Source organism: Staphylococcus taiwanensis, assembly GCA_020544305.1.
In the GTDB taxonomy this organism is placed as follows: domain Bacteria; phylum Bacillota; class Bacilli; order Staphylococcales; family Staphylococcaceae; genus Staphylococcus; species Staphylococcus taiwanensis.
On the sequence record CP058667.1, the window covers coordinates 2,476,025 to 2,487,742 of the forward strand.

10 protein-coding genes and 1 other annotated feature are annotated in these 11,718 nt (G+C 35.4%); of the genes, 6 read left to right on the top strand and 4 right to left on the bottom strand.

Annotated elements, in window-relative coordinates; genetic code table 11:
- The first annotated feature begins 190 nt into the window (after positions 1–190).
- Together HYI43_11900 and HYI43_11905 are read left to right on the top strand one after the other, a co-directional pair.
- The gene (locus tag HYI43_11900; protein UDI79202.1) at positions 191–997 is read left to right on the top strand and encodes a lysozyme; all 807 of its coding nucleotides are present in this window, start codon (positions 191–193) and stop codon (positions 995–997) included.
- Positions 998–1,062: 65 nt separating this feature from the next.
- A complete protein-coding gene (locus tag HYI43_11905) occupies positions 1,063–1,254 on the top strand; it encodes a hypothetical protein (protein UDI79203.1) in 192 nt (63 codons plus the stop codon).
- Between the two features lie 120 nt (positions 1,255–1,374).
- On the opposite strand, the gene ychF is transcribed toward HYI43_11905, so the two are convergent.
- The 4 genes from ychF to HYI43_11925 all read right to left on the bottom strand — a co-directional run bounded on the left by ychF (position 1,375) and on the right by HYI43_11925 (position 4,615).
- Positions 1,375–2,472: a redox-regulated ATPase YchF gene (ychF, locus tag HYI43_11910; GenBank protein UDI79204.1), complete on the bottom strand. Its 1,098-nt coding sequence runs from the start codon at positions 2,470–2,472 to the stop codon at positions 1,375–1,377.
- Positions 2,473–2,483: 11 nt separating this feature from the next.
- Positions 2,484–2,687 (bottom strand): DUF951 domain-containing protein, encoded by a 204-nt coding sequence (locus HYI43_11915; protein ID UDI79205.1) that lies wholly within the window; start codon positions 2,685–2,687, stop codon positions 2,484–2,486.
- Positions 2,688–2,708: 21 nt separating this feature from the next.
- Positions 2,709–3,590 (bottom strand): mechanosensitive ion channel family protein, encoded by an 882-nt coding sequence (locus HYI43_11920; protein ID UDI79206.1) that lies wholly within the window; start codon positions 3,588–3,590, stop codon positions 2,709–2,711.
- A gap of 203 nt (positions 3,591–3,793) precedes the next feature.
- Positions 3,794–4,615, bottom strand: a complete 822-nt coding sequence (locus HYI43_11925) for a ParB/RepB/Spo0J family partition protein (GenBank protein UDI79207.1) — start codon at positions 4,613–4,615, stop codon at positions 3,794–3,796.
- A 286-nt stretch (positions 4,616–4,901) separates the two neighbouring features.
- Positions 4,902–5,312, top strand: a binding site (T-box leader).
- 74 nt (positions 5,313–5,386) lie between these two features.
- On the opposite strand from HYI43_11925, the gene HYI43_11930 reads away from it, so the two are divergent.
- Genes HYI43_11930 through metE form a run of 4 tightly spaced genes read left to right on the top strand, consistent with a single transcriptional unit; the run spans position 5,387 to position 11,700 of the window.
- Positions 5,387–6,490 carry a PLP-dependent transferase gene (locus HYI43_11930; GenBank protein ID UDI79208.1) on the top strand — a complete coding sequence of 368 codons (1,104 nt, stop codon included), beginning with the start codon at positions 5,387–5,389 and terminating at the stop codon, positions 6,488–6,490.
- A complete protein-coding gene (locus HYI43_11935) occupies positions 6,487–7,662 on the top strand; it encodes a PLP-dependent transferase (GenBank protein UDI79209.1) in 1,176 nt (391 codons plus the stop codon). Before HYI43_11930 ends, HYI43_11935 begins: the two co-directional genes overlap by 4 nt.
- Entirely contained in the window at positions 7,616–9,454 is a 1,839-nt protein-coding gene (locus HYI43_11940; GenBank protein UDI79210.1) for a bifunctional homocysteine S-methyltransferase/methylenetetrahydrofolate reductase, read from the top strand. Before HYI43_11935 ends, HYI43_11940 begins: the two co-directional genes overlap by 47 nt.
- Positions 9,451–11,700, top strand: coding sequence for a 5-methyltetrahydropteroyltriglutamate--homocysteine S-methyltransferase (gene metE / locus HYI43_11945; protein ID UDI79211.1), 2,250 nt, complete (start codon positions 9,451–9,453; stop codon positions 11,698–11,700). The genes HYI43_11940 and metE overlap by 4 nt, the downstream gene beginning before the upstream one ends.
- Positions 11,701–11,718: the final 18 nt, after the last annotated feature.

The window sequence follows — 11,718 nt, forward strand, 5'->3', positions numbered from 1 at the left end:
ACTTTTTACAATAAATATTCAACTTCTTAACGTCCATTATTTTATATTGCTTATAACTTTATTTTCATACATATTTATCGCGTCATTTATAAAGTTGCGAATCATTTTTATTTATACTAACATCACAAATGCATTTTACATATTATTGTTTTTAAATTTTTATAATTAATATATATAAAGGAGAGCTCAAATGATTAAAAAAGCAACATCATCAATTGCGTGTTTAACGATTATGGCAACTTCTATTGGAGCATTAAATGCAAATGCTTCTGAATCAAGTGAGGGTAGTGAGAAAGGTACAATGGGGTATGGATATCAGAAGTATCTTGCAAAACATCCAAATACAGAAAGCAATGCAACAAGTAATCGTTCAACCTTTTCAGCAAAATCTAAAGCAATAACAACAAACAGTGGTGAACGTGTGTTAGACATTTCAGAGTGGCAAGGAAATTTAACGGATGCCCAAGTCAAACAATTAAAAAAAGATTATGACTTTATCATCATTAGAGGTCAATATGGCTCTGAATATGTCGACCAATGTTTAGAAAATAATTCAGCGTTACTAGATAAAAATAATATGAAATTCGGGGTATATTCATATAGTATGTATGAAAATGCTGATGACGCACGTTATGAAGCAAAAACATTATATAATCGTGCACCTAAAGCGTCATTTTATGTGAATGATTTTGAACAAAATTCAATCACTTCTGGCGATGCTGATACTGCAACTAAAGCGTGGGTTGATGAAATGAAACAACTCGCTGGAAATAAAAAAGTATTATTCTATTCTTACGAGAACTTTATGATTAATAATGTGCCTAACGCAGTGAGTGCTTATGATGGTTATTGGTTAGCTTCATATCAAGCACAGGAACCTAATAGAGAGAAAGTATTATGGCAATATACAGATAATTACTATTCTCCTGAACTCAACCAAAATGTTGATGCAAACTATATTGATTCAAATGTCACTTCAAACTGGTTTACTTCTTAAAAAATTTACATATAACACTTTATTTTTACGAACACTTGTTCTATAATATTGGTGAGGTGTAAAATATGCAATTAGATTTAGATTGGAATAAAGATTTTCAAGAATTTCAAGAAGTCTTAAATTGCGGTATCAATCCAGAGTGGTTATATTCAGCGAAAGCGAATATGATATTAGAACCTGCTTATACTGGAGAAGGTAAACAATTTTTTAGCACCAAAGATATTATTGAAGCAAGTAAGGTTATACCGTTCTTTTAAGATATAATGCAACAGCCTATATAAAAAGCAATGTAAGTCCCTCGTCACTTAAGCCAAGCGAAACTTACACTGCTTTTATTTTATAAAATATCAAATTTATAATTCATCAAATGTGTTATTTTAAACATTAAATCTAAAGTGTACAATATCGCCATCTTGCATAATGTACTCTTTACCTTCTAAACGTTGTCTACCCGCTTCTTTAGCGCCTTGTTCGCCACCATTGGCAACGTAATCATCATAGCTCGTTACTTCTGCACGAATAAAGCCACGTTCAAAATCAGTATGAATAATACCTGCACATTGTGGTGCTGTCATACCTTGTCTAAATGTCCATGCACGTACTTCTTGAACACCAGCAGTAAAGTATGTTGATAATCCTAGTAACTCATATGTTGTTTTAATAAGAACGTCTAAACCAGGTTCTTCAATACCTAAGTCTTCAAGGAACATTTCTCTATCTTCGTCGTCTAAAGTTGCAATTTCTTCTTCGATTTTAGCACTGATAACAATAACTTCTGAATCTTCTTTAGCTGCATATTCTCTAATTGCTTTTACTTTATCATTATCCTCATCACCAATTTCATCTTCTCCAACATTGGCAATGTATAACATTTTTTTAGATGTTAATAGTTGAGCTTGATTCACATATTTTTGATCTTCATCGTTAAAGTCTAAACTACGTACTGGGTTACCATTTTCAAGTGCTTCTTTAATTCTAGATAAAATACGCATTTCCATTTCAGCTGTTTTATCTTTTTGACGAGCCATTTTTTCAATTCTTGGCAAACGTTTTTCAACTGATTCTAAATCAGCTAATACTAATTCCATATTAATAACTTCAATATCATCTAACGGATTTACTCGTCCTGATACGTGTGTAACATTTTCATCATCAAATGCGCGCACAACTTGGCAAATCGCATCTACTTCACGAATATGGGATAAGAATTTATTTCCTAGACCTTCACCTTTAGACGCACCTTTAACAATACCTGCAATATCAGTGAACTCAAAAGTCGTAGGAATTGTTTTTTTAGGTTCCACCATTTCAGTTAATTTATTTAAACGTGCATCAGGTACTTCAACGATACCTACGTTTGGGTCAATCGTTGCGAACGGATAGTTTGCCGCTAAAGCACCCGCTTTTGTAATTGCATTAAATAGTGTAGACTTACCTACGTTTGGTAATCCTACAATTCCAGCTGTTAAAGCCATTCATCATTCTCCTAACTTTCAGTATCTTGATGTGATACTAATATTTTCTTTAATTTTTTATTAAACGTTTGACGTGGAATCATAATACTTCTTTGGCAATTTTCACATTTGATGCGAATATCTGCACCCATACGAATAATTTTAAAGCGATTTGTTCCACATGCATGTTGTTTTTTCATCTCTACTATATCATTTATTCCATAATTTGACGTCATGAAATTACCCCTCAATAATAATTAGGATTTGCTTTGTTGGCTACTATTTTTAATATAAATAGGTTGTGGTAATTTAATACCTTCTTGAACAAATACTCTTTGAATCTCCTTACGCAAGATTCTTGAACCAGAAGCACCTTCACCAGGTATCGTTTCTGCTGATATTCTGAAAGTCACTTTGGTTTCATCTAATGAGTCAATACCTTCAACCACCGGGTCAGTAATAAATAAATAATATTTACTACGCATTGCTGTAAATAATTTGTTTAATCGTTTTTCTACTTTATCTAAATTCTCTTCAACTGAGACAGGAATCTCTACAATAGAGAATCCATTTGTAATTGAGAAGTTTGTGATTTCACCCATACTACCATTAGGTAAAATTGTTAACTCTCCAGTAATTGTATTAATACGTGTAGATCTTAAACCTATTGACTTCACTGTACCTTCGGCAACTGTTGTACCACCGCTATTGATTTTAACATAGTCTCCGACGTCGAATTGATTCTCAAATATAATAAAGAACCCTGTAATAATATCTTTAACAATGGTTTGCGCACCGAAACCAACAGCTAAACCTACTACACCCGCACTGGCAATAATACCTTCAACACTAATTCCAAATTTACTTAAAATAGTTGTGATCACAATGAACCATACGATATAGCTCATTACATTTTGAACTAGTGATATTAACGTACGAGAACGTTTTTTATTACCTTTACTGCTACGATTTTGAATTTTGAATGCTTGTTCAATTACTTTATTTAAAATCGCAATAACAATTAGCGCTACTATAATATAAATAATAATTAAAGCTATTTTAATCGCTAAATTCTCATAAGTTTCCACCTTAGTCAAAGGTTGGAATAACGAAGATAATACATTTTTGACTTGGTTCATTCAAAAATGACCTCCTTTTTTATTAATATTGTCATAATTAAATAATTATACGCTTTTCTGACGACAATGTATCCGTCTTAAGCTTTAAATTCACCCTTAAGTTTGTCCTTAAATTGCACTTCGAACTATTAAAATTAACATAAGAGCATTTCATACCCAAAAACTTTTATTTGTTCGCTAAGTTACTAAGCTATTGCATCTTGTTATTCACTCAATTTATTAATAAGACGTTTAAATTCTTCTTCTGATGTGAATTCAAAGGTTATTTTACCTGTACCTTTACTAGTCGATATTTGAACGTTTGTACCAAAATGTTCTTTTAATCGACGTTCTTGCTTCTGAATAAATTTAGGCTTTATTGGCTGTTTCTTATCATTTTTAGACTGCCTACCGTCTTGTAACGCGTTAACCACGTTTTCAAGATATCTAACACTCCAGTTTTCACGTACAGCTTGCTTACTGATTGCTTTCATCTTTTTATCATCTTTTATTCCTAACAATGTACGTCCATGAGCACCAGATAATTTGCCATCTTGTACTAATTTTGCAACTTCTTTAGGTAAATTGAGCAATCTTAACATATTAGCAATATAAGGACGCGACTTCCCTAATCTTTCCGCCACTTTTTGCTGCGTAATTCCTAAATCATTCATTAACCGTCTATAACTATCTGCTTCTTCAATTGCATTAAGATCTTCACGTTGCAAGTTTTCAATAATTGCTAATTCCATCATGTCTGAATCTGTCAATTCTTTAATAATTGCCGGAACTTCTGTTAAACCTGCTAATTGAGACGCTCTATAACGTCTCTCTCCAACTACAATATAGTATCCTTGAACCGTATTGCGTAAGACAATAGGCTGCAAAATCCCGTGAACTTTAATTGAATCTGCTAAATCATTTAATCTATGATCATCGAATGTTTTACGTGGTTGGTATGGATTGGGCTTGATTTCTGATATAGCTATTTTTTGCACTTGCTCATGTTGTTCTATTACCAATCGTTCATCTTGTTCATAATTCACTTTCTGTCACTCCTTTCCTTCATAAAATGCATTTATCACACACTTTTTTATTCTAGTATAAAATACACTATTAATTGATATACACCTATTTATTTTAAAAAAGATAGATGTATTTCCACAAGTAGTTAAACAATCAACACAATAAATTTTTTATTGCTTAGAGAATACAATAATATCAATACGTGAACCGCTTTCTGAATTAACTTTATAATCATAATTTTCAGAAAAGTTATTGACAAAAGTATTTGCTATCTGTAAGCTATGAATTAACTTAAAAAAACACAAATTACACACTGAAATAAGGAAAGTAGAACTTACACTGCTAATACAGAGAGTCTCCTTAGCTGAGAAGAGACATTGAAAGAAAGTTTGAAAATGGCCTTTGAGTGTTGATGCCAATATGAGGTGTCAACGGGTTCGCCCGTTATAGCGATACAGTATTAACATTTATTGTTTAATGGCGTACTGGAATTAACTACGTCACGCATTTATCGTTAATACTCATTTACTTTACAATAAGTTAAATGAGTTTTTTATTGCACATAGGATATAAAAATAATCCTTATGTTCACTAACGATATAAGCGTGTACCCTATTCAGTTACGCTATCTAACAAACTTGGCGTACTGTTTGAGGTTACTTTAGCAATAAAGTAATAAATAAAGGTGGTACCGCGAAACAAGCTTTCGTCCTTTACATCCGATACATATCGGGTTTAAAGGACGGAAGCTTTTTTTAGTGATAATAAATGAAATGATAGGAGGATTTGACATGAAAGATACGCAATTAGCACAGATTTCATTAACGCAAGATGCAACTGGCGCCATAGCCAATCCCATCTATTTATCTACTGCATATCAACATCCTCACCTAGGTCAGTCAACAGGATATGATTACACAAGAACCAAGAATCCAACACGTTCAGCATTTGAAGCATCCTTTGCCAAATTAGAAGGCGGTTGTGCTTCATTTGCTACATCAAGTGGCATGGCAGCCATTCAACTCATTTGTAATTTATTTAAGCCAGGTGATGAGATACTAGTCGCTTTTGATTTATATGGCGGCACGTTTAGATTATTTGATTTTTATGAAAAGCAATATGGCATTCAATTCAAATACGTTGATTTTCTAAATTATGAAGAGGTTATAAACAACATCACATCAAATACGAAAGCCCTTTTCATAGAACCCATTTCTAATCCACAAATGATTGAAATCGATGTTGAGCCTTATTACGTATTAAGTAAAAAACATCATTTATTAACGATTATAGATAATACCTTCTTAACACCGTATTTATCGACACCACTTGAAGAAGGTGCAGATATCGTACTTCATTCAGCAACGAAATATATTGGTGGTCATAACGACGTACTCGCCGGTGTCGTAACAGTTAAAGACGAAAGTTTAGCTGAACAGCTCGGTCAATTCCACAATATGATTGGTGCAACTTTATCACCATTAGATAGTTACTTACTACAACGTGGTCTTAAGACATTACATTTACGTATTGAACGATCAGAATCAAATGCCAAGCAATTAGCTGAGCGTTGTAAATCATCAGATGCTATTGACGAAGTACTATACAGCGGAAAGACTGGCATGTTGAGTTTACGTCTGAATAAAGCTTTTAGCGTCGCTAAACTTTTGGAAAATTTAGAAATTTGTATCTTTGCCGAGAGTCTTGGTGGTACCGAAACGTTTATTACTTTCCCATACACTCAAACACATGTAGACATGCTAGACGACGAGAAAGATAAAAGAGGTATCGATGAACATTTAATTCGATTATCTGTAGGAATTGAAGATTATCACGATATTGAAGCTGACATTATCCAAGCACTAGAGCATTCTAAAGTAGGAGTGATTTCATGAGTTTATCTAAAGAAACAGAGGTTATTTTCGATGAACATAGAGGCGTTGATTACGATTCAGCTAACCCACCACTTTACGATTCTTCAACGTTTCACCAAAAAGTACTGGGTGGCAATGCGAAATTCGATTATGCCAGAAGTGGTAATCCCAATCGTCAACTCCTTGAAGAGAAATTAGCGAAACTTGAAGGCGGGCAATATGCATTTGCCTATGCCTCCGGAATCGCAGCTATTTCAGCTGTATTACTGACATTAAAATCAGACGACCACGTCATTCTCCCCGATGATGTCTACGGTGGCACGTTTAGATTAACGGAACAGATACTGAATCGTTTTAATATCAAATTTACAACAGTGAATGCAACTCATCCAGAAGAGATTGAAAAGGCCATACAGCCGAATACGAAATTAATTTACGTCGAAACACCATCTAATCCATGTTTCAAAATTACAGACATTCGTGCAGTAGCTAACATCGCTAAACGACATCACCTACTACTCGCAGTGGATAACACGTTTATGACACCATTAGGACAATCTCCCCTTGCCCTAGGTGCAGATATTGTTGTTCACTCAGCAACTAAATTTTTAGGTGGGCATAGTGATCTTATCGCTGGTGCTGCTATTACAAATCGCAAAGATGTCGCTGACGCCTTATACCTATTGCAAAACGGTACAGGTACAGCACTATCAGCACATGATAGTTGGACGTTAGCGAAACATTTAAAAACCTTACCAGTCAGATTTAAGCAATCAACATCAAATGCTGAGAAACTTGTTAACTTTTTAAGCAATAGAGAGGAAATTGCCGAAGTATATTATCCGGGAAACAGTCCGTTACATCGATCACAAGCAAGTAGTGGTGGTGCAGTGATTGGATTCCGTTTGAAAGATGAATCGAAAGCGCAAGACTTTGTGGATGCTTTAACATTACCCCTTGTTTCAGTAAGTCTTGGTGGCGTAGAAACCATTCTATCCCATCCAGCCACGATGTCACACGCAGCGGTTCCAGAAGATGTTCGTAACGAACGTGGCATTACATTCGGCTTATTCCGATTAAGCGTAGGTCTTGAACAACCTGAAGAGTTGATTGCAGATATCAACTACGCATTAAAGGAGGCCTTCAATGAGTCGTTTATTAAACCAATTACAGAACAACGTTTTAGTAGCTGACGGTGCAATGGGAACAATCCTCTACTCAGAGGGACTCGACACATACCCTGAAGCTTATAACCTCAGTCACCCCGATAAAATAGAACGTATTCATCGTTCATATATCGAAGCTGGTGCCGATATTATTCAAACCAATACGTACGGTGCTAATTTCGAAAAGCTAAAACGCTTTGGCTTAGAGCATAAAGTAAAAGATATCCATAAAGCAGCAGTACAAATCGCAAAAAAAGCAGCCAATCCTAATACTTTCATATTAGGCACAGTCGGTGGTTTCAGGAGTTTACAACAAGATGAATTACCTTTATCAACCATCCAATATCACGCCGAGAACCAAATCGACACATTAGTGGAAGAAGGCGTTGACGGTTTACTATTCGAAACCTATTACGATTTAGAGGAACTAACCAATATTGTGACCATCACACGTCGCAAATACGATATTCCAATTATCGCTCAGTTAACCGCTTCAAATACTAATTATCTTGTCGATGGTACCGAAATTAATACTGCTTTAAAACAATTAGTGACATGTGGCGCTAACGTCGTTGGTTTAAATTGCCATCATGGACCACACCATATGCAACGTTCATTCTCTCATATCGAATTACCAGAACATGCATACCTGTCCTGTTACCCAAATGCTAGTCTACTTGATATTGAAAATAGTGAGATTAGATACAGTGATAATGCCCAATATTTTGGAGAGGTAGCACAGGACCTCATTAATGAAGGCGTGAGACTTATTGGCGGATGTTGTGGTACAACGCCAGAACACATCTCTTACATTAAGTCGTCAGTACAAGACTTGAAACCTATTAAAGATAAGAAAGTTGTTCCAATTAGTCGGAAGACGAATCACACAGTCACACATACGTATAAACACAATTTAACAACGAAAGTAAAAAATGGTCCGGCCGTCATCGTAGAACTCGATACACCGAAACATTTAGATACGGATTTATTCTTTGAAAATATTGGAAAATTAGACGAAGCCAACATCGACGTGGTTACACTCGCTGACAATTCACTTGCCACTGTGCGCGTAAGTAATATTGCAGCTGCAAGTCTGATTCGACAACGCTATGATATCGAACCACTTGTTCATATCACATGTCGAGATCGTAATCTCATCGGCCTACAGTCACATTTACTCGGATTATCACTTATAGGCGTTAATGAAATACTGGCAATTACTGGCGACCCTTCAAAAGTAGGCCATCTGCCCGGAGCATCTAATGTCTATGATGTGAATTCTAAAGGTTTAACTGAGCTGGCATTACGTTTTAATCAAGGTATTAATACTGACGGTGATGCGCTGAAGAAACATACAAACTTCAACATCGCTGGTGCGTTTGACCCTAACGTTCGAAAACTCGACGGTGCGGTAAAACGACTCGAGAAAAAAATAGCCGCTGGCATGAGTTACTTTATAACACAACCTGTTTATAGTAAGGAGAAAATTATAGAAGTTTATGAAGCAACTAAACATCTTAATACACCGCTATTTATAGGCATCATGCCAATCGTGAGCTACAACAACGCACTTTTCCTACATAACGAAGTGCCTGGTATAAAAATGTCTGAAGACATATTAAGCCAATTTAAAGCAGTAAAAGATGATAAAGAGAAAACAAAAGCATTAAGTTTGAAACTTTCGAAAGAATTGATTGATACGGTACATGAATATTTCAACGGATTATACATTATCACCCCCTTCCAACGTATCGATTATTCCTTAGAACTTGCAGCGTATTCTAAAACAATTACCCAAAACAAGGAGGCAATATCATGACAACAATTAAAACTTCAAATTTAGGATTCCCAAGATTAGGTAGAAAAAGAGAATGGAAAAAGGCAATTGAAAGCTATTGGGCTAAAAAAATTGATAAAGCAGAATTAGATGAAAAGTTAAGCAACTTACACAGAGAAAATTTATTACTCCAAAAACATTATCATTTAGATAGCGTTCCTGTAGGTGATTTCTCATTATATGACCACATTCTTGATACATCATTGTTATTCAACATCATCCCTGAACGTTTCCAAGGTCGCGAAGTCGATGATGACTTATTATTCGATATCGCTCGTGGTAATAAAGAACACGTGGCAAGTGCCTTAATCAAATGGTTCAATACCAATTATCACTATATCGTTCCAGAATGGGACCATGCTGAACCAAAAGTAAATCGCAATGTTTTATTAGAACGTTTTAATTATGCGAAATCATTAAATGTTAACGCACATCCTGTGATTGTTGGACCAATTACGTTTGTGAAATTATCTAAAGGTGGCCATCAATCATTTGAAGAGAAAGTGCAAACTTTACTCCCTTTATATAAAGACGTACTTCAATCATTAGTCGATGCTGGTGCAGATTATATTCAAGTCGACGAGCCAGTATTAGTGACTGATGAAAGTGAAACGTATGAAGATATCACAAAAGAAGCTTATGATTACTTAGCTGAAGCTGGTTTAGCCGATCAATTAGTCATCCAAACGTACTTCGAACGTGCGCATGTTAAATTCTTAAGTTCATTACCCATTGGTGGCTTAGGTTTAGACTTCGTACATGATAATGGCTATAACTTAAAACAAATTGAAGCCGGTGACTTCGATTCATCTAAAACACTATACGCTGGTATTATTGATGGCCGTAACGTTTGGGCAGCTGATATTGAAGCTAAGAAACAACTGATTGAAACATTACAAGGGTATGCGAAACATATCGTTATCCAACCATCATCTTCGTTACTACACGTTCCAGTATCATTAGATGATGAAACATTAGATGAATCTATTGAAGAAGGCTTAAGTTTCGCTACTGAAAAGTTAGACGAATTAGATGCTCTTCGCCGTCTATTCAATGATAACGATAGTAAAAAATATGACGACTTAAAAGCACGCTATGAACGTTTCCAAAGCCAGTCATTCAAAAACTTAGCATATGATTTCGACAGTGTACCAACAAGTCGTAAATCACCTTTCCCAGAACGTAAAAAAGTTCAAGATGCACGTTTAAACTTACCAGACTTACCAACAACAACAATCGGTTCTTTCCCTCAAACACAAGAAGTACGTAAATATCGTGCCGATTGGAAAAATAATCGCATCTCTGACGAAGCGTATAATAACTTCTTAGAAAGCGAAATTGCACGTTGGATCAAAATTCAAGAAGACATCGGTCTAGATGTATTAGTACATGGCGAATTCGAACGTAATGACATGGTTGAATTCTTCGGTGAAAAACTACAAGGTTTCTTAGTCACTAAGTTCGGCTGGGTACAATCATATGGTTCACGTGCCGTTAAACCACCAGTGATTTACGGAGATGTTAAATGGACTGAGCCATTAACAGTTAAAGAAACTGTTTATGCGCAAAGCTTAACTGACAAACCAGTGAAAGGTATGCTAACAGGCCCAGTAACCATCTTAAACTGGTCATTCGAACGTGTAGACGTACCGCGTAAAGTCGTTCAAGATCAAATCGCTTTAGCCATTGATGAAGAAGTATTAGCATTGGAAGAAGCGGGTATTAAAGTAATCCAAGTAGATGAACCCGCACTACGTGAAGGTTTACCATTACGTTCTGAATATCATGAACAATATCTTGCTGACGCTGTAAATTCATTCAAACTTGCAACATCATCAGTCCAAGATGAAACACAAATTCATACGCATATGTGCTATTCTCAATTTGGTCAAATCATCCATGCTATCCATGAATTAGATGCTGATGTTATCTCTATTGAAACATCACGTAGCCACGGTGATTTAATCAAAGACTTCGAAGATATTAATTACGATTTAGGTATTGGATTAGGCGTTTATGATATTCACAGTCCGCGTATCCCTACCGAAGATGAAATTGCTACAGCAATTGATCGTTCTTTACAACAAATTGACCGTTCTTTATTCTGGGTTAACCCTGACTGCGGCTTGAAAACACGTAAAGAAGATGAAGTCAAAGACGCTTTAACCGTACTTGTAAATACCGTTCGTAAAAAACGTGAATCAAATAACCAAAACAAACCCGCGTAGGGGAGCTGTACAGAAATC

Coding starts and splice junctions, on each gene's coding strand:
- HYI43_11900 (UDI79202.1), top strand. CDS start 191: ATGATTAAAAAAGCAACATCATCAATTGCGTGTTTAACGATTATGGCA.
- HYI43_11905 (UDI79203.1), top strand. CDS start 1,063: ATGCAATTAGATTTAGATTGGAATAAAGATTTTCAAGAATTTCAAGAA.
- ychF (UDI79204.1), bottom strand. CDS start 2,472: ATGGCTTTAACAGCTGGAATTGTAGGATTACCAAACGTAGGTAAGTCT.
- HYI43_11915 (UDI79205.1), bottom strand. CDS start 2,687: ATGACGTCAAATTATGGAATAAATGATATAGTAGAGATGAAAAAACAA.
- HYI43_11920 (UDI79206.1), bottom strand. CDS start 3,590: ATGAACCAAGTCAAAAATGTATTATCTTCGTTATTCCAACCTTTGACT.
- HYI43_11930 (UDI79208.1), top strand. CDS start 5,387: ATGAAAGATACGCAATTAGCACAGATTTCATTAACGCAAGATGCAACT.
- HYI43_11935 (UDI79209.1), top strand. CDS start 6,487: ATGAGTTTATCTAAAGAAACAGAGGTTATTTTCGATGAACATAGAGGC.
- HYI43_11940 (UDI79210.1), top strand. CDS start 7,616: ATGAGTCGTTTATTAAACCAATTACAGAACAACGTTTTAGTAGCTGAC.
- metE (UDI79211.1), top strand. CDS start 9,451: ATGACAACAATTAAAACTTCAAATTTAGGATTCCCAAGATTAGGTAGA.